The sequence below is a fragment of the Hymenobacter sp. B1770 genome (assembly GCF_049896385.1).
GTDB lineage: Bacteria > Bacteroidota > Bacteroidia > Cytophagales > Hymenobacteraceae > Hymenobacter.
Genome location: NZ_JAFCUF010000004.1, coordinates 173,307 through 194,526, shown reverse-complemented (window position 1 = coordinate 194,526; position 21,220 = coordinate 173,307). Strand labels below are relative to the sequence as shown.

Below are 21,220 nucleotides of genomic sequence, written 5' to 3'. Positions count from 1 at the left end.
GCTGCAGAGTTGCTACATAACTGAACGACTTGGGGCTTTGGTTGTTCACAAAATCAAATCAATAGCGCATTCATACTTTCTGCGTCTGCTCACCATTTTTGTCTTCATGAAATACATCTTCCCATTACTCACTGCGGGCCTGCTGCTGAGCTCGGCCGCCCAGGCGCAAACCAAGCTCACCATCCCGCCGCTGAGCCCTGCCACTCACATCCGGCAGGATTTCTCCACTTCTTACATCGACCTCACGTATTCGCGCCCGTCGCTGCGGGGCCGGTCAGCCTTCGGCAAGCTGGTGCCCAATGGCACGGTGTGGCGCACGGGCGCCAACACCGTAACCAAAGTGCGCTTTGGCGAAGAAGTTAAAATTGGAGGCCAGGTGGTACCCGCCGGTGCCTACGCCCTGCTCACCATCCCCGATGCCAAGGAGTGGACATTCATCCTGAACCGCGACACGGTGCAGTGGGGCACCTACGCCTACAAGCCGGACCAGGACGTATTGCGCGTGAAAGCCAAGCCCACCAAGCTGGCCGCTCCCCAGGAAACCATGTCGCTGACCGTTGAAAATGTCAAGCCCGCCTCCGCCGACCTCGTCATCAGCTGGGACCGCACCCAGGTGGCCCTGCCCATCACCGCCGACCCCGACCGCATTGTGATGGCCCAGATTCAGGAAGCCATGAGGGGCGAAAAGAAGCCCTACATGGCCGCCGTGCAGTACTACTTCAACGCCGGCAAAGACCTAACCCCTGCCCTCGGCTGGCTCGACGAGTACATCGCCACTAACCCCACCCGCTACAACGGCTACTACTGGAAGGGCAAGCTGCTGCAGAAGCAGGGCAACAACAAAGAAGCCATTGCCGCCGCCAACAAGTCGTTGGAGCTACTGAAAGATGACAAGAACGAAGTAGCCAAGGCTGAGTACATCCGCCTGAACCAGGAGGTGCTAGCCGCCGCTGGTGGGAAGAAGTAAGTTCCGCCTAGCAGTTCCACAAAAAAGGCTCCGCTCATTTAAGAGCGGAGCCTTTTTTAATGAAAGCTTCATTACCTACTACCTCTTCTTTAATTTGGAAGGTTGTGAACGCACTTTCAAGCAGCATTCCACTTTTTTGGGCGCTTGGAAAGCAAGGGGAGCACTACCAGCACTGGCTCGGTTTCCGGCAGAGTCGATAGCCTCAAAGACAACGCTGTAATCACTCTCCAACTCAAACCGCACATTGCCTCCACACGAACTTTCTCCCACCCATACTTGGCTTTTCCAAGGTATTCGATTTGCAGGTGTTTGGTAAGCGCACCACTGGCGACCAGTAGCTTGGTGTCGAACCGTTATTTTAATGAGATAAGTAGAGGAATCACGAACGGGACATGAAAACAGGACTATATTGTAGTAGTCGTAGTTGTTCTCGTAAACTTTTTTTAGAACCTGCGGAGAACCTTTCCAAATAGGAGCTTGCCAGTCAATTGCCGTTGCTACTTTCCAACGGTAGCGGGTTAAGCCTTTTCTTTTGGCAGTAGAAGCCGGTGGCTGTTCAAAGTAATAAAACACATTTTCCTGCCCACGGCTGGCGCGTAGCTCGTACTCGTGCCCCGCCTGCAACGGGCGATTGGGCCGAAGCAGAAGCTGCCTATTTCCTTTGTCGTCCAATGCCCGGTCCAATACATGCAAGTCTACCGAGTCCTGGGCTGACCATAAGTATATCTGAACCGCCGTGCCAAATTGCCTGAGTCCTTCTTGCAGGGACCCCATGTTTCGTCAGCATAGAACAAAAAAACCTGGCGCGGTTGAATGGTTGAAGCTTCGTAGCTGGGCCACACCCGTATCCACGGCGAGGAATCACAAACAGTTGCCTTCGCTGGCAAAGCCCAGCAATGCGCTAGCAGTGAAAGAGTGACCACAACTCGCCAAAACATATGCAAGCAAAACTGAGAACGAAGTGAGTTAGGAGGGCACAGGAATTACAGCTTACCGCCCCACCACCGGCAGCACCGGCACGCTCTCGTGCCCAGCGGCATCTATCGATGCCACGCCGAAAATGAAGTTGTCCTTGCTTATTGGCAGGTCGGCGGTGGTGCCACTCATTGGGAAGCGCTGCTGCCACTGCGGGGCGCTGGTTTCGCGTACCAACACCACGTAGCTGGCCGGCTTGGCACCGGTAGCCGGGGCCTGCCAGCGCAGCTCGGTGCGGTTGGTGAGGTTGGCGGTGAGCACTTCTACCTTATCGGGAGCGGCGGGGGCCAGGGCCAGGCTGGCCATGGTAGCCAGGTTCACACCAGCGTTCCGGCGTAGGTAAGCGAAGTCTACGCCCTCGATTACGTCGCCGTAGGCGCGGCCTTTTTCGGTGCGAAGGTCTTGGTGCTGTTTGGTATAGTCCTCGTTCATCTCGGTGAAGCGGACGGCCGCAAAGCCCTGCTGGTTGAAGGGCGTATGGTCGCCGCCGCGCAGGAAGCGGTCGGGGCGGTACTCCAGCACCACCTCGTGGCCCTTGCCATAGAGCTTGGCTGTGCGCTGGGTGTAGCGGGCCAGCTGGCGGCTGATGCCATCGTTCTCGTTGCTGAGCTGCCGGCGAACCCGCGCCTGCTCAGGTGTTTCATTGGCTGGTACGCCCTCGCTGAACACCCGCAGGTGCTTGTCGTCGTTGATGACCGGGTCGAAGCCGTGCGAGTTGCCCACGATGTCGTTGTTGAGCATGGCAATCAGGTTCCAGTTTTCTTTTTTGGCCCGCGCGGCTAGGTGGCCCGAGCCGTAGAGGCCCTGCTCTTCGCCCTGCACGGCCACAAACTTGAGGGTGCAGGGGAACTTCTCGCCGGCCAGCACGCGGGCCAGCTCCATCACCAGCGCGGTGCCCGAGCCGTCGTCGTTGGCGCCGGGGGCATCGGCGGTGGCATTCATCACGTCGGTCACGCGGGAGTCGATGTGGCCGCTCACCAGGATAACGCGGGTGTCGTTGGGGTCGGTGCCGGGCAGGGTGGCCAGCACGTTAGCCATCAGCACAGGCTTGTTGATGCGGCGGCCGTCGGGCTTCACCGTGAAAGTGTCCATCTCTACAGTCATGCGGCCGCCACCGGCTTTGCTGTACTTCAGGAACTCATCGCGCACCCAATTGCGGGACGCGCCAATGCCGCGGGTGGGGTTGTCGGTTTCGCTTAGGGTGTGGCGGGTGCCAAAGGAAACGAGCTTGCGAATGTCCGCCTCCAGGTTTTTGGCCGATATCGCATCGACGAGCTTTTGAATTCTGGGGTCCGCGGGTGGGAGCAGCGGGGCGGGCTTGGTTTGGGCGAGGGCGGCAAAAGGCGCCAGGAACAAGAGCGTTGCGAGTTTCATGTTGGGAAGGTAAGCAGGCCAGAAATAGGCAAGAAAAAAAACCGTCATGCTGGGCTTGTCGAAGCATTTCTACTGCAGTACTAACTTTCATTAGTTACGCGGTAGAGACGCTTCGACAAGTCCAGCATGACGTTCGGGTTGAAAGTCCAGTCCGAGCTTTGGGGACTTATCCCTGCTTGTAAAAAGGCTCGACTGTGCGGAAGTACGGGTTTACGCCCTCCTCCGAGGACATATCCAGCAGCATCAAATCCACAAACTCATACGCATTGGTCTGGCCTTGCAGCACCGGGCCCAGCTCCTGCATGAAGCTGGGGTCGGGGCTGTTGCTTACGAAGGCCAGCAGCAAGCGCAGCACCTCGGGATTGTCAGCCAGCTGCATCTGAGCCAGGTAGGCCGACTGGATGTGGGGCTGCGTAGCGGCCCAGCCCTTAATGGCATCGGCGACGGCCGTGGGGTAGTCGGTTGGCTGGCTGAGCAGCACCTGGGCATCGCCGCCTGCAGGCGAAAGGGGGCCCGTGAGCTGGCCAGCCAGCAGAGCCGCCAGCTCGTCCTTGGGTAGGAGCTTGCCCGCTGGTGAGAAGGGGTTCAGCACGCAGTCCTGGCCTTGCACCATGCTGAAAAACGCATGGCCCGGCAGGCGCACGTAGCTCACGGGACCATTGTCGATGCCGCCATCGGTGAGGCGGGATACCGAGGAGAAAATGGGCAGCTTGCCATCCGACAAAATCTGCAGCTGAATTTCCTGGCCTTCGTTCAAGGTGACTTCGCCTTCGCCAATGCCTTCCATAGGCGCAAGAATCATGAGAATCTCTTCCTGAAGAAGCGCCTGGTAAAAGGCAGGGCGCGCATTTTCATCCGTGGCGGCCAGGAGGAGGAGCTGCTCGAGCACGTTTTCTGGCTCGAAAGGGAAGGGCGGCGGCTCGGGAATGGTATAGGCCGGCTCGACCGGAGCGGGCGGCGCTGTGTATTTGGAGCCTTGGTAGCGCGGGCCGCCGGCAGGCTTTTCGGCCGCTGGGGAAGGCGCACCGGGAGTAGCCGGAGCAGGAGTAGCCGGCTTGTCGTCGGCAGGTTTGTTTTTCAGGAAGTCGAGCAGGCCCATAATTTGATAAAATGTCGGGTGGATTGGGACTGCAATCTACGGCAGAAACCGGGTTGGGATAGGTAAAAAGCGCTTGCGCCAGCTATTCAATTGATAATGAAACAGTGCGCTGCACTAAGAAATAAGTGGCGAGCCGTGCACCATCTGCCAGGCAGCCGTTTGGCAGGTACTCCCTCCGCCATGCTGGGCATACAAAATGATGCACCGGCTACTTGCAGGCCTCCAACTGCTGCTGCACCTCACGTATGGTGCGTGGCACCGATTCGTTGCCCCAGTGGCTTTCAATGTAGTTTAACAAGTTGGTGAGCTGGGCCGGGCTAAGCGCTTTGTTGCCAGGCATGATGTGGTGGTAGCCAACGCCGTTTACTACAATAACTTCGTTCTGGCCATTGCGAAGCAGGCAGGGCAATTCAGCGCGGTGGTCGGCCAGGTAATCGGCGCCCGCCAGGGGCGGGATAAGGCGCGCCAGGCCCTGGCCCTGGTCGCCGTGGCAGCCGGAGCAGTGCTGCACATACAGCCGCTCGCCCTGGTTTTTGTTGCTGCTGAAACAGCCGGGCAACACCGTGGCCAGCGCCACGCCACCGAGTAAAAGGCGAAGTCGGGCCCGCATTATTTACCGGCAACAGCCTGCTTCCGAGAGTCGATTTCGGCCAGCAGAATGGGCAACTCGGCCAACAGGCGCTCCACTTCCTGGGCGTTGAGGCTGTCGTAAAGGCCACGGATGTGGCCCTGGTCATCCACGAGGGCAAAAGTGCCGTTGTGGGCGAATCCGCCGGGGGCATCTTTATCGGGCTCGGCCGCGGTGAAGTAGGCGCGGGCCAACTGAAACACCGTGTCTTTGGCCGTAGGCTCGCCGTGGCCGCCAGTGGTAGCAAAATGCCAGCGGTTGGCATCCGTCACGCCGAGGCGCTGGGCATAGTCCTGCAGCACCGGAATGGTGTCGTGGGCCGGGTCGATGGTGTGCGAGAGAAACGTTACCCGCTGGTCCTTCGCAAACTGGTTGTAAACCTTCAGCAGCTCGCCCTGCATTTTGGGGCAGATGCCCGGGCAGGTTGAGAAGAAAAAGTCGGCCACGTAGGCCCGGCCGGCAAAGGTTTGGTTGGTGATAACCTCTCCGTTTTGATTGGTGAGCTTGAAGGCTGGCACTTTGGCAAACACGGTGTCGGCGGGGCCGCCATCGGCGCGGGGCCGCACGTCGCGCTCGCCCAGAATGGGCAGTCGGGCCGTTTCGGAGCTAGGGCCCGTGCAGGCAGTGAAGAGAGAAGCTGCCAGCAAGGGCAGCAGGAAAAGACGTTTGAGCATGGCTTATTTAGAAGTAGCGGGTGCCACCGGGGCAGCAGCAGCCGGCAGTTGATTGATAAACAACGTAGCCGAGTCTATCGTTGCCTGAAACTGCTGGCTTACGCCCGCCAGTACTTGCTGCTGCTGCTGGAAGTAAGCCAAGCGGGTTGCGGGGGCCGCCGTGGTGTCGGGGGCGCGGTACTGGTGCATCCAGTCCATCATGGCGGCGTCGGCGGCGGCCAGGCCGCGTAGGTAGGGCCCGGCGGCCGGCGAGCGCGCCGCCGTAATCTTGCCCTTGAGCGAGTACAGCTGGTCCATTCGGGCCATCAACGAATCGTGGCGGACCAATACAGCTTTTTCAGCGACTTTGTCTGGGGAGAGCTGACGGGGCGGAGCTGCAGCTGGGCAGGCCGCCAAAGCAGGCGTCAGGGCCACCAGCGCCGTCCGTAGCGCAAATTTTAAGGGAAATTTCACGCCCCAAAGGTACGTTTGGCCAGCGCGAAGTGAAAGGCCCGGAGCCTATAGGCAATCGAAACCAGCTTAGGTGCGAGAAATCGTAGTCGCAAATCAAAAGGCCGGTTTAGCCGGTTTGGAAGGCTACTGCGTACGCTGGTAAGCACACCAATCAGTCACTCTTCTTCATTTAGCTACCTATGAAAAACCGCCAACTGGGCCGCTCTGGTCTTACTGTTTCCGCTCTCGGCCTGGGCTGCATGGGCATGTCTGACTTCTACGGCGGTCAGGACGATGCCGAAAGCACCCGCACCCTGCACCGCGCCCTGGACCTGGGCGTGACGTTCTTCGACACGGCCGACATGTACGGCCCCTTCAAAAACGAAGAGCTGCTCGGCAAAGCTTTCAAAGGCCGTCGCGAAGGCATTGTACTGGCCACTAAGTTTGGCATCGAGCGCGACCCCAACGAACCCGCCAAGCGCGGCATCAACGGCCGGCCCGAGTACGTGAAAGCCGCCTGTGAGGCGAGCCTCAAGCGCCTCGGCACCGACTACATCGACCTCTACTACCAGCACCGCGTCGACCCCAGCACGCCCATTGAAGACACGGTAGGAGCCATGGCCGACTTGGTAGCGGCCGGCAAAGTCCGCTTCCTGGGCCTGAGCGAAGCCGCGCCGGCCACCGTGCGTCGCGCCATGGCCGTGCATCCCATCGCCGCCCTCCAAACCGAATACTCGCTGTGGAGCCGCGAGCCGGAGGATGAGATTCTGCCCACCATCCGGGAGTTGGGCGTTGGGTTTGTGCCGTATTCGCCGCTGGGCCGGGGATTTCTGACGGGCCAGATTCAGAAGTTCGAAGACCTGGAAGCTGACGATTACCGCCGCCACACGCCCCGGTTTCAGGGCGAAAACTTCCAAAAGAACCTCGACTTGGTGGCTCGCATCAACGACCTCGCGCAGCAGAAGCATTGCACGGTCAGCCAGCTGGCCCTGGCCTGGGTATTGGCCCAAGGCGAGGACGTAGTGCCCATTCCGGGCACCAAGCGCGTGAAGTATCTGGAAGAAAACCTGGGCGCGCTCGAAGTAAGCCTATCGGCTAATGAGCTGGCGCAGCTGGATGAAATTGCCCCCAAAGGTGCCGCCGCTGCGGGCCTGCGCTATCCCGAAGCCATGATGGCCTCGGTGAATGGTTAAGCTGTAAAACAATAACTCCCCTCCTTTGATAAGGAGGGGAGTTGTCGTCAAGAGGGTAGCAGGTCTATCCAGCCGTCTTCGCTTACCACCACGGCCAGCACCGGGTATTTGCTGCTGTTCACGTAGCGCAAGGCGGAATTATACCGCGACCCGCGCGCCGAATCACCTTTCTCCGTGGCCAAGCCGTCGAGAATGGCGCCAATGGCGTGGCACATGCCGCTGGGCTCGATGAGCACAGCTCCGTCGATGTTGGTAACCAGGCGGAGGACCGAAGGCGTCATAATGCGCGGCACCACCCGAAAGCATTGACGCGTGAGGCGCTGGGCTTCTTTGGCCGCTCCGGTGCTGATAACCAGAATGGTACCATTGGGCTGGTTGCTGGCTTTTTGGGCCAGGTCCCAAAGAAAGTCGATGCTATCGGAGTTGAGGCTTGGAAAGACGATGCGGGCCGTGCGGGCAAAATTGTCGGCTGCTACCTGGCCCTGTGGCAGGCGGGGTGTATTGCTCACCACGCGCATGAGCACGTGGCCGGCGTGGCTCATCTCCCAGCTGTAGTGGTTGGTGAAGTGCACCGTTATCAGGGGCTCGTACTGGCCGTCGGACTCGGGCACGAGCTGGCCCAGGCCAAATACGTGCGAGGCATCCGAAATCAGGGCCGTGTGGCCCTCGCTCAGCTCCAGCAGCTTCCGGATGGAGCGATGGTCGCGCATGGGCACAGGGGTTTCCAGGGTCAGCACTGGCACAATGGCCGGGTGCAGGCGTCGGCTCACCAGCATGGTCCCGATGCCTTCGTCGCCCTCGTGGCGCAGGGCGGCGATGCCGTTGCAGGCATCGTAAAGACCGTGCGTGCCGGCCGGGGCGACGCGCAGCATTAGGCGGCGGCCCGCCGAGCGCAGCAATTCGTTGTAGTCGCGGTCGAGAACGGGCTGGTCGTTGTCGGCCGTGTCGGCTTCGCGCAGGGCCCGGTTGCAATCATGCAAAAACTCCATCACCGCCGCGTGGGGCAGGTTGGTGGGGCGGCCGGTAGTTGCCTTAGGCAGGGTATAGTACCCATCGTAGCAGTCGGCCGAGAGCTGAAGCACAACTGTCACCAGATACCCCTGCAGGCTCACGGGCACGGCGCAGAATGAGCGGCGGTTTTCGTGGCGCGAAGCGGCGATAGAATGCAGCGTTGATTCGGTAGCCCGGCACACCAGCTCGTACCAATGGTGCTTGGCAATGCGGTCGTGGTCGTTGGGGTGCAGGTGGTACACTATGCCCTGGGGCCCGGTATCCGTTTCCAACGTGGCAGCCACGCTTTTCACGTCCTTAAAATCGTGCGCGCTGTAGCGCGTCGTAGCGGGTTCAACCACTACTGCGCCGGGCTCGTCCGGCTCTTTGGAGGAGGCAAAACCGATTAAGAAAACCTCGGGCCGCAGGTTGCGGTCAAGCAAATTAAAAATACCTTCAGCAAACAGCTGAGCAGAGACGCGAAAGAGGCTTTGGTGTTCCCACATGGGCAAGTACAAGGGCGGCCGGACCCTGTTGCAGGCCCAACTTTGTTTCGAACTACGGAAAAAAGCTCGGCATAGTAGTACCGTGAAACAAAAATCATTGGTAAAGGCTTCTTCTACTCCTCATAAAGTTGTAACTTCGGGATGTCCTTGGCCGGCGTAGCCGCCTAGCCCTCACCACTGCTAACCTCGCAAGCCTATGCTCTTCGTCGACATGCTTTTTGTGATGGTGGTGGCCATCTCTTTCATCCCGATTCTTACTGGCTACTGCGCCCACAGCCGGGGCCGGTCATTCTGGCTGTGGTTTAGCTTGGGGTGGCTCTTGCCACTGGTTTCGTTCTTTCTGCTGTTCGCCCTCATCGCCCGCGACGAACTGAACCCCGGTCGCCGCCTGTTGGGTGAGGCCCGCCAGATTCTGCGGGAAGCCGAAGAAGCAGCGGCGCGCATCAAAGCCGAGAAGTAAAGGGGCAGGCACCTCTCCCTGGAGTTAAAGGACACGCCATATTACGTGGCACTGCCATGCTGAGAACCGCGCTTGGTTACACTTACGGTCGCCACTCTATTATTCCCTTGGCCGCCCATGCTCCTGTACTGAAGCAGCCCTGGAGCAAATAGCCGCCGGTGGGGGCTTCCCAGTCCAGCATCTCGCCGGCTACAAAAGTCCCTGGCCGTTGCCGCAGCATCAGGTGTTCATCCAGAGCCGTAAAGGCAATGCCGCCCGCCGTGGAAATGGCTTCGTCAAGGGGGCGCAGGCCCGTGGCTGCAATCGGCACTGCCGAGAGCAGCGCGGCTAAGGCGTCAGGGGCGAGCGTGGCCACATTAGGGTGTGCTTCCCGTAATAGAGTGGGCACCGGAGGGCTCAGGTGCAAGGCCTTGCGTAGGAAATCAGGAAGTGAAGCACCGGCCCGGCGCTGTTGGAGCTTTGCTAATAGGGCGGGGGCTGGCAGGTCGGGCTTTAGGTTGAGGTGCAAAGCGGCGGGGCCGCCACCGGCCAGTGCCGCCCGCAGCTGAGGCGTGAGGGCATACACCGGCGTACCTTCCAATCCGTACTCCGTCAGCATAATTTCGCCGCGCACGGCGGGGCCATCGTTTACGCGCAGGGCAATGTTTTTGAGGGGTGCCCGACCAATTTTTGCTTTAAAAAACGGCGACCATGCTACTTCGGCACCGCAGTTCGCGGGCGCAAAAGCCGACACCGGAACCCCAATCTCTTGCAACAAAGGCACCCAGGCGCCGTTGGAGCCCGTCTTGGCCCAGCTGGCTCCGCCCAGGGCCAGCACTGTGGCCGCGGGCTCCAGCACGAACTCGCGGCGGGCTTCCATCCCGGGTGTTTCGTCCATGAGCCTTATTCCCGTAGGGCCCGCAAATCCCAGCCAGCGGTGCCGGGTATGCAGCTCCACCCCCAACTCGCGCAGCCGGCCCAGCCAGGCGCGCAGCAAGTCGGCGGGTTTGTGTGCGGCTTCCGGAAAAATGCGCCCGCTGGTGCCCACAAAGGTGGCGATGCCCAAATCAGCGGCCCAGGCTCGGAGTTCGGCGGGCGAAAAATGACTGAGCAAGTTCGCGAAGCGCGTCGCCTCGGCGCCGTAGCGGCCGGCGAAGCGGGCCAGCTCCTCGGCGTTGCTCAGGTTGAAGCCACCGTGCCCGGCCACCAAAAACTTGCGCCCCACCGTGGGTTGCGCCTCGAATACATGCACCTTGCGCCCTGCCTCGGCGAGGCGCTGAGCAGCTAGCAGCCCGGCCGGCCCGCCGCCCACCACGGCCACAAAAGAAGAATTATCGAGGAATGCGTCAGCCACTACCAAAGGAACAAAAACTCCAAGGTACGGCCCCGGCTGCCGCCAAGGTTCGCCGATGCCTGTTCTCCGATTAGCTTTGGTACATGGGACCTTATACTATCCTCATCGGCTTGAGCCTAGCCGTGCTGCTTTCCTACCTATTCGACCTCACGGCGCGGGCTACCAAAGTGCCTTCCGTGCTGCTGTTGCTGCTGGCAGGCATCGCCCTCAGCCAAGCCAGCATCTACTTCAATATGCCCCTTGTCGTGCCTCCATTGGCGCTTCAACTGTTTGGGATTGTTGGTCTGATATTCATTGTGTTGGAAGGTTCGCTTGACTTGCGATTGACGCCCGAAAAGTGGCCGCTTGTGCGGCGCTCGTTTTTGGCAGCAGCCCTCATTATGGTGGTACAGGCCGGGGCCATCACCTGGCTGCTGCACGTGTACCTGGGCGTGGGCTGGCAAAGCGGCCTCGTGAACGCCGTGCCGCTGGCCGTGGTGAGTAGCGCAGTAGCCATCCCAAGCGTGGCCGGCCTGGGCGGCGAAAAACAGGAATTTATCATCTACGAAAGCACCTTTTCCGACATTATCGGCATCATGCTTTTCAACTTCGCCCTGCAAGACAATTTTGCTCAGGGATTGTCGGTGGTCACCTTTGGGCGCGATGTGCTGGCGGTGGGCGTGGTGGCTATTCTAAGCACCGTGCTGTTGGTATTTTTGCTGGGCCGCTTGCGTGCCCACGTCAAGTTTTTTCTCTTGTTTGCCTTTTTGGTGCTCATCTACAGCGTGGCCAAAAAGCTGCACCTATCCTCATTGGTGCTGGTGCTGGTGTTTGGCCTGGTGGTGAACAACGCCGATTTGCTAGCCCGCGGCCCGCGCATGCAACGGCTGCTGCGCCCCAAAATCCTGGCCGCCGAGCTGCAGCAACTCAAGAGCATCACGGCCGAGTCGGCGTTTCTTATTCGCACGTTCTTCTTCCTGCTCTTCGGGTTTTCCATCACTTTGTCGAACCTCGTAAGCTGGACCCTGCTATTTCAGGGAGTTCTTATTGTGGGTGTACTCACCCTCATTCGGTTCGTCTACCTAAAGTATGTGGCCCGTACCGACCTGATTCCCGAGCTGTTTATTGCGCCCAAAGGTCTTATCTCAGTGCTGCTGTTCTATAGCATCCCGGACCGGCTGTTAATTGGCGAGGTCAGCGAAAACATCCTTTTCGTGGTGATTCTCTTCACTGGCATCCTGATGATGATAGGACTGCAGTTGGCGCACCGCACCCCTGATATGCTGGAGGTCTGACTTCCCGATACAGTTATATCCGCGTCTACGTACCAGGCAGTAGCGCGAACTCGTAGTTCGCGTCCCCTCGCCATTCGCTAATCGTTCGGGTAGCGTTCTGGCACGCGAACTACAAGTTCGCGCTACTAGTCCCAACTAGAACTGCTGTGAACAACTGCATCTTACGCCTCACTTTCCAGAATGAGCTGCCGCCGGTAGCGAGCCAGAATGGCTGACTTCAGAATAAAGCCTAAGTAGCGGCCGTCCTCCTCACACACCGGGAGAGCCCAGGAGCCGGTGCGGTCCAGCAAGGAAAGCGTGTGCTCCAGGTCGTCGTTGGGCCCTACCACGGCGGGAGCAGGCTTCATGAGCTCGCTCACTTTGGTGGTGTTGTAGTGGGCATCATCGAAAAGGGCGTCGCGCACCATATCGAGGCTTACAATACCCAGCAGACGTCCACCGGCGGCCACCACTGGGAACAAGTTGCGCGAAGAGTGCCTAAATATTTCGACCAGCTCACCCAGAGTTGTAGTGGGCCGCACCGGTATGAAGTCGGTTTCCAGAAGCTTGCGCGGGTCGAGCTGGGCCAGCAGGCCCCGGTCGCGGTTGGCGTACACGTCCACGCCGCGGGCGGTGAGCTTGCGGGTGTAGACGGAGTAGGGCTCGAAGTATTTGGTGATGAGGTACGACGAACTGCTCACCAACATCAGGGGCACAAATAGGGCGTAGCCGCCCGTGATTTCGGCAATCAAGAAGATAGCGGTGAGTGGAGCGTGGATGACGCCCGCCAGCGTGCCTGCCATGCCCAGCACCACAAAGTGTACCTCGGGGATGTAGGTCAGGCCGCTCAGGTTGATGAGCCGGGCAAAGAAAAAGCCGGCCAGCGCCCCCGCAAACAGCGACGAGCCGAACATACCACCGTTGCCGCCACTGCCCACGGTGATGCTGGTGGCCACCACTTTAAGCAACATGCTGAAGATGACCAGCACCAGCAGCAGCCAGGGGTTATTGTCCTTATAAACCGAGAAGATACTGCCGTCAGTCAGGCGCTCGGCGTGGCCGGCAAGCAGCAGCTCCACGGTGTTGTAGCCCTCGCCGTAGAGGGTAGGGAAGAAGAAAATGAGAATGCCGAGTGAGGTGCCGCCCAGAAGAACCTTGCGCCAGTCGAGGCCCGGCCACCGGTCAAAAAAGCGTTCGAACCAGTGGTAGGTCCGAATCATATACACCGAGAAGAAGGCCGTGAACAGGCCCAGCAGCACGTAAAAGGGCACGGCATCGACGGGCCAGCTGGTGGTGATGAGCACGAAGGGCTGACCGACGTACAGCGCCTTGGATACCACCGTCGCGGTGGCCGAGGAAATCAGCAGCGGAATAAAATATTGCGCCGGCAGCTCCAGCAAGATGGTTTCGACGGCGAACAGCACGCCGGCAATGGGCGAATTAAAGATGGCCGCCACACCCGCCGCCGCACCGCAGCCGGTGAGCAGGCGCCGCCGCCGTCGGTCCACGTGCAGCACCCGGCCAATGTTGGAGCCCAATGCGGCCCCGGTCACGGAAATCGGGGCCTCAGTACCAGCCGAGCCCCCAAAGCTCACCGTGAGGAAGGCCGTAATCATTTGGGAATATAGCTTTGAGCGGGGTACTACGCTGTTTTCGCGGGCGGTGCTATAAATGATAGGCCCAATACCCCGGCCCAATTGCCCACCCAGCAAATACTTCGTGACCAGTACCGTGAGCGTGATGCCAATGATGGGGTAAACCGACAAGGCAAACACCCGTTGCGGCTCCGAAATGGCCCCTTGCAGCAGGTCGACCTGCGCCCGGATAGCCGTCTTGAGCAGTACCGCCGCCAAACCCGCGCCGATGCCCACCAAGATGCTCAGGAAGAGCATGTACATCCGCTCGCTGACGTGGCGCGCCCGCCATACCAGGAGGGGGCGCAACAATCGGTGGACGGCGTGATGAGGCATGGGCAATGTGGGCAGGCTAACGCATTATCAGCAACGCAAAAATCGAGCAGGCAGATGCTGGCTTATGGGATAAGCTCGGTGAACCCACCAAAATTCACGCCGAATTGGGCCAGTCTGCACGAAGCTCTATTACAATTCCATTATGTCTTCGTTCCAAAGCGTGGGCTCGGCCTCGATGAACTCATTCATCATGTCCATGCACTCCTGCAGGTCGAGGTCTACCACTTCCACACCGTGGCTTTCGAGGAAAGCCCGCGACTCGCCAAAGGTGCGCGACTCGCCCACCATCACCTTCGGTATTTTGAACTGCACGATGGTGCCGGCGCACATGTAGCAGGGCATCAGTGTGGTGTAAATCACGGTGTCGCGGTAGGTCCGCTGGCGCCCGGCGTTAGTCAGGCAGTCCATTTCGCCGTGCTTGATGGCGGAGTCTTCCTGCACGCGTTTGTTGTGCCCGCGGCCCACGATTTTGCCGTCGCGGATGAGTACCGAGCCAATGGGGATGCCGCCTTGCGACCGGCCCAGGCGGGCTTCGTCGATGGCGGCTTGCATGAATTCGTCTTTCGTGTTTTGGTCGGTCATGGGGTGGGAATTTATCTGGCGCATATGCCCCGATAGGGACAGTGCTCACACTTTTTCAAATCGTCGGTTTTGCGAATTGGCTCTGTTGGGTCCAAAATTCGCAGTGCAATTTTACTCACTAATTCCTCGGAAATCCGGACAAAATCCTCCCCCTCTGGAGTAAGAAAGCCTAAGTCCGCCGACAGCAGGCCTTTGTCCAGGTTGCGCATGGAAACAATGGCGGTGTTTTCCGTTTCGCGCTTTTCGGTGCTCGCCAGCATGAGGCGGTAGAGCCAGAGCTGCCGCACTTTGTCGGCGCTGGACGTGGCTTCCCAGAGCAGGCGCTCGGTGGCCTCGGTGGGCGTGAGCTTGCCGCGATTGCTCAGGTTAAGGTCGTTGGCTTCGACGAGGCCGGTTTTGTAGTCTACCACGCGCAGGCGGCCGTCGGGTAGCTGGTCCACCCGGTCGGCTTTGCCGAAGAGGCGCACGGCCAGCTTGCCGGAGCCAGGCACGTCTACAAACACCGTAGCGGCTAAGTCTTTCTCCAGGCTGAACAGGCGCAGCGGCAGGCCTTCGCTCTTTTCCAGCCCTTCGAGGTAGCGGGTGATGAGGCGCACCGCTACCTGGCCGTATACGTGGTTGAGGCCTTCGTCGGGGCGGGCGTGCTTTTCGGTTTCCTCCTGGCGCAGGGCCTTGCGCACTTCCTCGGGTACCTGCTTAAGCAACTCCGGAATATCGGCCGCCGTGATGGGTCGGGCCTGCTGCTCGAAGGGCATCATCAGGTTTTCCAAAGCAGCGTGCACCATGGTGCCGAAGCTGCCCGCTTCCAGGGTTTCTTCCACTGCTTCGTTTTCATGGAAGCGGGCCACTTTGGAAAAGTAAAATCGCAGGGAGCACGCCAGGAAATCGTTGAGGCGGGAAGGCGAGATGTTGCGCTCCAGTACTCCGCGTAGGGCAGCCAGCATCTCCTCGTCTTTTTCCAGAATCAGGTCGCCTTCGTAGGGGTCAACCCGGACTTCGGTATCAGGGCCAGCCACCATCACAGTTAGGTCCTCGAGGGTCAACTGCGGGTTTTGGGGCAACAGGTCGTTTTGCAGCTGAAGCAGAAACCGGCTGCGCTCGCCACTTTTAATGCCTTCGGCGCCGGGCAGCACGTGCACCAGGTCGACGCGCTGGGCGCGCTGCAACAGGCGCCAGAAGTTGTACGCTGTAATGGCCTCGGCATCGGCGTAGGTAGGCAGCTTGAACTCCTGCAGCACGTCGTAAGGAAACAGCGACTGCTGCTTCTTGGGCGCCGGCAACACACCTTCGTTGCAACTCAGGATAATGACGTGGTCAAAGTCCAGGGCCCGGGTTTCCAGCAAGCCCATCACCTGCACATCGGCCAGGGGCTCGCCGCTGAAGGGCAAGCGCGTACGGCCCATCTGCTCGTACAGAAAGCGCCGGAACGAGCGCACCGACAGGCGCTGCTCGCGGCAGTCGAAAGCCGAGTCGAGCTGCTTAATCAGGGTATAAAACAGGTACAGGTACTCAGCTTCAATGCCAGATTGCTTGTCCGAGTACACCTGCTTCAACAAGTCGATGAGCGTGTGGCAGGCGGCAATGATGTCGTCGCAGTTGTTCCAGGTCTTGAACAGGGCTTCAATAATTGGGTGGTGCGAGCCCAGTTTCAGCAGCTCGCTGGCGGGCAGCAGCACGGCGTTGAGGCGCACGATTTCGCGGCACACGTGGTCGAGCACGCCGTGATACTGGGGCTGGTCGGGCTGGCGGTCGAGCCACTGCTGGTAGCGCCGCAGGAAGGGGTGGCCCAGTAGCTTGGTCACGGCCAGGTGGTGGTAGCGGGGCACGCCGTAGCCGGTTTCGGCGCTGCCTTCCCGAATGCCCGTGAGGTGCACCTCAAACAGCAAATCGACCAGGTTGAACAGGGGCGTGGCCTGGAAGCTCAGGCCCATGGTCACGTTGTAGTCGGGCACCTCGTCGGGCGGCAGGCCGTGCAGCACCGGCAGGAGCAGGGTTTCGTCGGGCAGCACCACGGCCACCGACGAATCGGGGTACCGGCGGCGGGCTTCGGCCAAGAGCTGGCCGGCCAGCTTGCCCTGCATGCTGGGGTTGGCCACGCCCAGGTAGCGCACGTGGTGGGGCTGGCCGCGCAGCCATTCCACACCGCCGCCCATGTTTTCGCGCGGCAGATTCCAGTTCTTAAAATAGCGCCGCAGATGCTGGCCAGCCCGGTTGGGCGAGGCCTCTTCCAGATAAAACGGGTCGCCATCGAAGCGCACTTCGGCCCGACCAACCCCGATGAGCAGGCGGATAAGTTTTTCCTCGGACTTCGACAAATTGCCCAGGCCTACGAACACGTGGCGGGCTACTTCGGGCTCAGCCGGGTCCAGAATGCGCTTTTCCAGCTTTTCCACGGCCATGCGGTAGGCTAGGCCGGGGTAGGCAAGGTGGTTGGCCAGCATGCGGCGTTTCAGCTCGCGGTACACTTTTTCGAGCTGGTCCCAGAAGCTAAAGGAGTGCGCGGCGACCTTGCTTTTTTCGGGCAGGGCCTGGAGGTCCCAGCGCTCCAAGGCCTTAGCTTGGCTTAGGTATTCAAACACCTTTCGGGTGGGCGCCAGGTTTTGGTCCAGGTTAGAGAAGTCGCTCAGCAGCAGCCCTGCCCAGCCCACAAACCGGTCAAAATCGAGGCTGGTGTCAATGTTTTTAAGAATGTCGAACAGCAGCAGCTGCAAGGCAATGGGCTCCTCTACTTGCACGCCCGCCAGCTCCACCATATAGTCTTCCATGGCCGCCACGCGCGGGGCCCAGAGCGGTGAGCCGGGGGGCAGGGCCAGGGCCAACTCATTCTTAAGGTACACCACCGCGCGCCGGGTGGGCACCACTACCACAATATCAGACAGCTCATCGAGCGGCCCGGAGCCATAGCGGTCCAGCAGTTCGCGGGCAGTGCCGGCAAGAAAAGAAACGGGCGCCACCAACGGCGAATCAGTAGCAGGAACGGGGTAAGACGTGGGCAGGGCAGGCATTGAGGTAAAGATACCGGAGGAAGCGGGTTGATAGGGGGGCGAGGCTTGTATAGAACAAAATCTACCGGCGTTGCCATTCCATCCCAGCTCTTGAATCCTCCTGTTGCGCTTGCGTCGCCCTACGGGTGCTCCAGCCAGGGCTCGGTTTCAGAAGCGGTGACAAATTCCAGCAGCAGTTCCAGCAGCTCGGGCCGCGTGGGCGGGCGCGGGATGAGAAGCCCCAGCTCGTTGGGAGGCCGCAAACTGAGCAGTTTGCGCAAGTCCAGGGCCGTGGCGATGCGAAAACCCATGTTCCAGTCGGCAAAGCTGCGGTGAAGGCAGAGACCATCGGCAATCACCTGGCAATTGTAGTGACGCGGGTCGGCCACGATGCGGTTGAAATACAGGTTTCGAACGATGGCCTGCTCGCCTTCGAGCACTTCCAAAAAACGCCCGTCGGGGGTGTAAAGCATCAAGCCAGTGATGTGGTGAATCCGGTTATTAGCCCGGCATTGGGTGAGCAAGGCGGTTTGCTCCGGCTCCTCGAAAGGCACCAGCGCCTGGCTCTGAAAAATTAGTTGGTAAAGACCCATGGCGCAGCTGCCAAAACGTGAAGTAAGAGGTGTGCGGAGCCCGAAACTCCGTGCAACCCTGGGTATTGTCTATCGGAGAATGGTGCCTTTTTTTAGTAAGTTACAAAATTTATCACCCATCTAAATCTTTGCTTGGGCTAGCTGAGTCGTGCCAGTGACGCACTTGCGTGTGGTTCGTTGGGTAAGAACAAAACTGACTTTTTGAAGCGGTGTCAATGGCCTGCTTTTAAGCCAGCGCACGCCTCAGAAGAGGGCGCCAAGCGCCTCCATGCGCCGGAACCGGCCCTTTCCTCTTTCCTTTGCTCCATCACCTAACTTGCTTGCTCATGCGTTCACCCGTACTTTATTTGCTGGCGGCGGGGCTGCTGGCCACCAGCGCCCAGGCCCAAACCACGCCGCTGCCCGACACTGCCCAGGTGCCTGCTCTGCCCGCGCCTCCGCTCTGGCGCAAATCGGGTAAGACTGGGCTGGGAGTCAACGAGTCGTTGCTCAGCAGCAACTGGCGCGGCGGCGGCGTCAACACCATCGGCTTCAACGCCCTGGCCAACCTAAAGGCCAACCGTAAGCTTGGCATTCACAGCTTCGACAATGAATCGGACTTCCTTTTTGCCTTTTCCGAAACCAAAGGCTTGGGCTACCGCAAAGGCCAGGACCGTCTGTATCTCGACACGAAGTATGGCCGCGACATCAGCTCCGATTGGAACATGTTCTTGTCGCTGAACCTGCTCACGCAGTTTGCCGGTGGCTTCAAATACGACAAGGATGCCGCCGGCAACGAACGCGCCCAGCAGGTTTCCAGCTTCTTTGCGCCCGCCTTCATCACCGCTGCTTACGGTTTCGAGTACCACCCCAACCCCACGTTTCGAATACGCCTCGCGCCCTTCGCCCCGCGCCTGACGGTGGTGAACCGCGCCGAACGGTTTGTGGAGGTGCTCGGCGACACGCCCTACGGCGTAAACCCCGGCCGCACCAGCCGCTGGGAAATCCTGGCCGCTCAAATTCTGGCCGAGTACGACAAAAACCTCAGCCCCACCGTCAGCCTGAAGGCCCGCTATGTCCTCTTCGCCAATTATCGCAACCTCAATGGCAAAGAAATTGACCACCGCCTTGACCTCGGCTTAACCGCCAAAGTGGGTAAGTATGTCAACGTAGCCGTCAACGGCATCGCCCTTTATGACTTCGACCAGGATGCTGGCGTGCAGTATTCGCAGGGCCTCAACATCGGCATTGCCTACGCCTTCCAGAATTTTGTGGATGAGAAGAAGTAAGGACCGGTATTGACACTAATAACAAGACGAAAAGAAGCGCCGGAGCCTGTGGGGTCTGGCGCTTCTGTTATTTTAAGCAATTCCAGTAATGGTAGACAATTTGAAAAAGCATTTTGAGAAGTAGACTAACGGTTTCAGCTTGGTGAAGTGGAGGAAATCGAAACACAAAAGTTCAATTGAAGAACTGACGTTGAATTTCACACTAAACCCGCCATCTTACCAAACTGCTGCTAGGTGTTGTATTTATATTTATTCAGGTTTTCGTTTAATATTTTCAAAAGTTCAGCATAAGTCATTTGCATTGAGTTGGCAGAGAGATTAAAAGGCGAACCATAATTATTAACATTAAATTTCATTAACTTCTTTCTCACTCCATTTTCTTCTTTTTCAATCCAATAATTTGCATTGTCTACATCAATAATTACAAATTTTTGGCTTTGTATTTTTAGTTCAGAAAATCCGTTTATGTTTCTCCACTCAATAAACTCTGTCAGAGATTTTTTCGGATTAATATTCACTCCTTTTTTGTCGATTATTAGAATTAGTTGGTTTGCTAAAATTTGTCTAATGGCAACATATATTCCGAGACCAAAAAATAAAATGGATACAATTCCAGTAGCTTCTACAAAAAGTGGATTTCTTGCTTTGTAACCTGCAAAATCTCCAGCGTTCATAACCATATCAATTCCACCAACTACAAATAATAGTGAGCCAACTAATAATAAAAACGATTTTTTCTTATTTGAGTAAATTTCTGTTCTTTCCATTTTTCCATTTTGTATTTCGATTTTCCCCTTTTCCTTATTTTGCTTGCGTTCCGAGAGTATTACGCCTAACATCTGTATTGCCGCAACTGGCTAGTGGCGGGTGTCTCGGATGCTGCCTGCAGTTAAGAATGGTTATGGCAGTTCCTACCGCAACGCGTAAATCCGCTCAATTATCTCCACCACCTTCAATCCCTCCAGCGCATTAGTTGTCGCCGAGCTGCGCTGTTGCACGGTATCCACCACGTTTTCGATGACCTGCACGTGGTTGGCGGCCGAGCCCTGGAAGGCGCCATAATTATTGGCCGCGTTAGTGGGAGGGAGGTTGGGCAAGGAGTAGCCTTCGAGGTGGCAATATTCTACCTTGTCCATGTACTGGCCGGCTATGCGCAGGCTGCCCCGTTCTGCTACCACGGTGAGGCTGCTTTCGAGGTTGCGGTCCCACACAGCGGTGCTGTAGCTGAGGCTGCCGCTGCCGCCGCGCACCAGGTCGAAGGTGACGAGGCCGCTGTCTTCAAACTCGGTAAGGCCGGCGTGGGCAAAGTCGCGGAAACGAGCCGTGATGTTGGTGATGTCGCCGAACACCCAGTACAGCAAATCGACAAAGTGGCTGAATTGGGTGAAGAGCGTGCCGCCATCCAAGGCCTGGGTGCCTTTCCAGCTGCCGGGACGGTAGTAGCGGGCGTCGCGGTTCCAGAAGCAGTTGAGCTGCACCAGGTACACCTGGCCCAGGCGGCCTTCGTCTACCACCTGCTTAAGCCAGGCAGCCGGGGGCGAATAACGGTTTTGCATCACCCCAAACACCAGTTTGCCCGTTTGCTGGGCCGTGAGTACGATGGTCTCGGCATCGGCCTTGGTGAGGGCAATGGGTTTTTCTACCACCACGTGCAGCCCGTGGCGCAGGCCTGCTACGGCTTGTGGGGCGTGGCAACCGTTGGGAGTAGCCACGGTTAGCACATCAGCCGTCGGGCCTTGGGCCATGAATTCTTCGAGGGTAGTAAAGAAGGGAACACCGGGAAATTCGATGGCCAACTCGGGTCGCAGTTCGGCACGCACATCAATGAGTGCCACAAGGGCCGCACCGGCATGGCGGGAAATCAGCGCGGCGTGACGACGGCCTATGTGACCCACTCCGCAAATGGCGAAGCGTACTTCAGGTACAGAATTGCTCACAA

Annotated in this window: 19 protein-coding genes; 5 read left to right on the top strand and 14 right to left on the bottom strand. The window is 58.7% G+C overall.

What is annotated here, in order from left to right:
- Positions 1 to 106 precede the first annotated feature (106 nt).
- On the top strand, positions 107 to 967 hold the full coding sequence (locus ACP7AJ_RS10070) for a DUF2911 domain-containing protein (protein ID WP_426060066.1): 861 nt from the start codon (positions 107 to 109) through the stop codon (positions 965 to 967).
- A gap of 78 nt (positions 968 to 1,045) precedes the next feature.
- Here the strand turns inward: ACP7AJ_RS10070 and ACP7AJ_RS10065 are convergent, their stop codons facing one another.
- The 6 genes from ACP7AJ_RS10065 to ACP7AJ_RS10040 form a co-directional block, all read right to left on the bottom strand.
- Positions 1,046 to 1,741, bottom strand: coding sequence for a hypothetical protein (locus tag ACP7AJ_RS10065; RefSeq protein ID WP_426060065.1), 696 nt, complete (start codon positions 1,739 to 1,741; stop codon positions 1,046 to 1,048).
- Positions 1,742 to 1,957: 216 nt separating this feature from the next.
- On the bottom strand, positions 1,958 to 3,316 hold the full coding sequence (locus ACP7AJ_RS10060; RefSeq protein WP_426060064.1) for a M28 family peptidase: 1,359 nt from the start codon (positions 3,314 to 3,316) through the stop codon (positions 1,958 to 1,960).
- 166 nt (positions 3,317 to 3,482) lie between these two features.
- Positions 3,483 to 4,415 carry an enhanced serine sensitivity protein SseB C-terminal domain-containing protein gene (locus ACP7AJ_RS10055; protein ID WP_426060063.1) on the bottom strand — a complete coding sequence of 311 codons (933 nt, stop codon included), beginning with the start codon at positions 4,413 to 4,415 and terminating at the stop codon, positions 3,483 to 3,485.
- 208 nt (positions 4,416 to 4,623) lie between these two features.
- Entirely contained in the window at positions 4,624 to 5,025 is a 402-nt protein-coding gene (locus ACP7AJ_RS10050; protein WP_426060062.1) for a c-type cytochrome, read from the bottom strand.
- The gene (locus ACP7AJ_RS10045) at positions 5,025 to 5,717 is read right to left on the bottom strand and encodes an SCO family protein (protein ID WP_426060061.1); all 693 of its coding nucleotides are present in this window, start codon (positions 5,715 to 5,717) and stop codon (positions 5,025 to 5,027) included. Before ACP7AJ_RS10045 ends, ACP7AJ_RS10050 begins: the two co-directional genes overlap by 1 nt.
- Before the next feature lie 3 nt (positions 5,718 to 5,720).
- On the bottom strand, positions 5,721 to 6,170 hold the full coding sequence (locus tag ACP7AJ_RS10040) for a hypothetical protein (protein WP_426060060.1): 450 nt from the start codon (positions 6,168 to 6,170) through the stop codon (positions 5,721 to 5,723).
- A gap of 179 nt (positions 6,171 to 6,349) precedes the next feature.
- Between ACP7AJ_RS10040 and ACP7AJ_RS10035 the strand changes: the two genes are divergently transcribed.
- Positions 6,350 to 7,342 carry an aldo/keto reductase gene (locus ACP7AJ_RS10035; protein WP_426060059.1) on the top strand — a complete coding sequence of 331 codons (993 nt, stop codon included), beginning with the start codon at positions 6,350 to 6,352 and terminating at the stop codon, positions 7,340 to 7,342.
- 47 nt (positions 7,343 to 7,389) lie between these two features.
- On the opposite strand, the gene ACP7AJ_RS10030 is transcribed toward ACP7AJ_RS10035, so the two are convergent.
- Entirely contained in the window at positions 7,390 to 8,838 is a 1,449-nt protein-coding gene (locus ACP7AJ_RS10030; RefSeq protein ID WP_426060058.1) for a diadenylate cyclase, read from the bottom strand.
- 196 nt (positions 8,839 to 9,034) lie between these two features.
- Between ACP7AJ_RS10030 and ACP7AJ_RS10025 the strand changes: the two genes are divergently transcribed.
- Positions 9,035 to 9,298: a hypothetical protein gene (locus tag ACP7AJ_RS10025; protein ID WP_426060057.1), complete on the top strand. Its 264-nt coding sequence runs from the start codon at positions 9,035 to 9,037 to the stop codon at positions 9,296 to 9,298.
- Between the two features lie 82 nt (positions 9,299 to 9,380).
- Here ACP7AJ_RS10025 and ACP7AJ_RS10020 read toward each other — a convergent pair whose 3' ends face one another.
- The gene (locus tag ACP7AJ_RS10020; RefSeq protein ID WP_426060056.1) at positions 9,381 to 10,631 is read right to left on the bottom strand and encodes a TIGR03862 family flavoprotein; all 1,251 of its coding nucleotides are present in this window, start codon (positions 10,629 to 10,631) and stop codon (positions 9,381 to 9,383) included.
- A gap of 83 nt (positions 10,632 to 10,714) precedes the next feature.
- Here ACP7AJ_RS10020 and ACP7AJ_RS10015 point away from each other — a divergent pair, with 83 nt between their 5' ends.
- Entirely contained in the window at positions 10,715 to 11,905 is a 1,191-nt protein-coding gene (locus ACP7AJ_RS10015) for a cation:proton antiporter (protein ID WP_426060055.1), read from the top strand.
- Between the two features lie 161 nt (positions 11,906 to 12,066).
- On the opposite strand, the gene ACP7AJ_RS10010 is transcribed toward ACP7AJ_RS10015, so the two are convergent.
- From ACP7AJ_RS10010 to ACP7AJ_RS09995, 4 genes are all read right to left on the bottom strand, one after another.
- Positions 12,067 to 13,854 (bottom strand): chloride channel protein, encoded by a 1,788-nt coding sequence (locus tag ACP7AJ_RS10010; protein WP_426060054.1) that lies wholly within the window; start codon positions 13,852 to 13,854, stop codon positions 12,067 to 12,069.
- Between the two features lie 129 nt (positions 13,855 to 13,983).
- A complete protein-coding gene (locus ACP7AJ_RS10005; RefSeq protein ID WP_426060053.1) occupies positions 13,984 to 14,436 on the bottom strand; it encodes a nucleoside deaminase in 453 nt (150 codons plus the stop codon).
- An 11-nt stretch (positions 14,437 to 14,447) separates the two neighbouring features.
- Entirely contained in the window at positions 14,448 to 17,441 is a 2,994-nt protein-coding gene (locus ACP7AJ_RS10000; RefSeq protein ID WP_426060052.1) for a PD-(D/E)XK nuclease family protein, read from the bottom strand.
- A gap of 119 nt (positions 17,442 to 17,560) precedes the next feature.
- Positions 17,561 to 18,013, bottom strand: coding sequence for a BLUF domain-containing protein (locus tag ACP7AJ_RS09995; RefSeq protein ID WP_426060051.1), 453 nt, complete (start codon positions 18,011 to 18,013; stop codon positions 17,561 to 17,563).
- Between the two features lie 326 nt (positions 18,014 to 18,339).
- Between ACP7AJ_RS09995 and ACP7AJ_RS09990 the strand changes: the two genes are divergently transcribed.
- The gene (locus tag ACP7AJ_RS09990) at positions 18,340 to 19,281 is read left to right on the top strand and encodes a DUF3078 domain-containing protein (RefSeq protein WP_426060050.1); all 942 of its coding nucleotides are present in this window, start codon (positions 18,340 to 18,342) and stop codon (positions 19,279 to 19,281) included.
- A 230-nt stretch (positions 19,282 to 19,511) separates the two neighbouring features.
- Here ACP7AJ_RS09990 and ACP7AJ_RS09985 read toward each other — a convergent pair whose 3' ends face one another.
- Complete coding sequence (locus tag ACP7AJ_RS09985) at positions 19,512 to 20,120, bottom strand: STM3941 family protein (protein WP_426060049.1); 609 nt, start codon at positions 20,118 to 20,120, stop codon at positions 19,512 to 19,514.
- Positions 20,121 to 20,192: 72 nt separating this feature from the next.
- Positions 20,193 to 21,218: a Gfo/Idh/MocA family protein gene (locus tag ACP7AJ_RS09980; RefSeq protein WP_426060048.1), complete on the bottom strand. Its 1,026-nt coding sequence runs from the start codon at positions 21,216 to 21,218 to the stop codon at positions 20,193 to 20,195.
- Positions 21,219 to 21,220: the final 2 nt, after the last annotated feature.

Bases quoted from the DNA above. Each gene is read 5' to 3' on its own strand.
- ACP7AJ_RS10055 (WP_426060063.1), bottom strand. From the start codon at position 4,415: ATGGGCCTGCTCGACTTCCTGAAAAACAAACCTGCCGACGACAAGCCG.
- ACP7AJ_RS10035 (WP_426060059.1), top strand. From the start codon at position 6,350: ATGAAAAACCGCCAACTGGGCCGCTCTGGTCTTACTGTTTCCGCTCTC.
- ACP7AJ_RS10050 (WP_426060062.1), bottom strand. From the start codon at position 5,025: ATGCGGGCCCGACTTCGCCTTTTACTCGGTGGCGTGGCGCTGGCCACG.
- ACP7AJ_RS10030 (WP_426060058.1), bottom strand. From the start codon at position 8,838: ATGTGGGAACACCAAAGCCTCTTTCGCGTCTCTGCTCAGCTGTTTGCT.
- ACP7AJ_RS10070 (WP_426060066.1), top strand. From the start codon at position 107: ATGAAATACATCTTCCCATTACTCACTGCGGGCCTGCTGCTGAGCTCG.
- ACP7AJ_RS09995 (WP_426060051.1), bottom strand. From the start codon at position 18,013: ATGGGTCTTTACCAACTAATTTTTCAGAGCCAGGCGCTGGTGCCTTTC.
- ACP7AJ_RS10005 (WP_426060053.1), bottom strand. From the start codon at position 14,436: ATGACCGACCAAAACACGAAAGACGAATTCATGCAAGCCGCCATCGAC.
- ACP7AJ_RS10065 (WP_426060065.1), bottom strand. From the start codon at position 1,741: ATGGGGTCCCTGCAAGAAGGACTCAGGCAATTTGGCACGGCGGTTCAG.
- ACP7AJ_RS10045 (WP_426060061.1), bottom strand. From the start codon at position 5,717: ATGCTCAAACGTCTTTTCCTGCTGCCCTTGCTGGCAGCTTCTCTCTTC.
- ACP7AJ_RS10000 (WP_426060052.1), bottom strand. From the start codon at position 17,441: ATGCCTGCCCTGCCCACGTCTTACCCCGTTCCTGCTACTGATTCGCCG.
- ACP7AJ_RS09990 (WP_426060050.1), top strand. From the start codon at position 18,340: ATGCGTTCACCCGTACTTTATTTGCTGGCGGCGGGGCTGCTGGCCACC.
- ACP7AJ_RS09985 (WP_426060049.1), bottom strand. From the start codon at position 20,120: ATGTTAGGCGTAATACTCTCGGAACGCAAGCAAAATAAGGAAAAGGGG.
- ACP7AJ_RS10025 (WP_426060057.1), top strand. From the start codon at position 9,035: ATGCTCTTCGTCGACATGCTTTTTGTGATGGTGGTGGCCATCTCTTTC.
- ACP7AJ_RS10010 (WP_426060054.1), bottom strand. From the start codon at position 13,854: ATGCCTCATCACGCCGTCCACCGATTGTTGCGCCCCCTCCTGGTATGG.
- ACP7AJ_RS10015 (WP_426060055.1), top strand. From the start codon at position 10,715: ATGGGACCTTATACTATCCTCATCGGCTTGAGCCTAGCCGTGCTGCTT.
- ACP7AJ_RS10060 (WP_426060064.1), bottom strand. From the start codon at position 3,316: ATGAAACTCGCAACGCTCTTGTTCCTGGCGCCTTTTGCCGCCCTCGCC.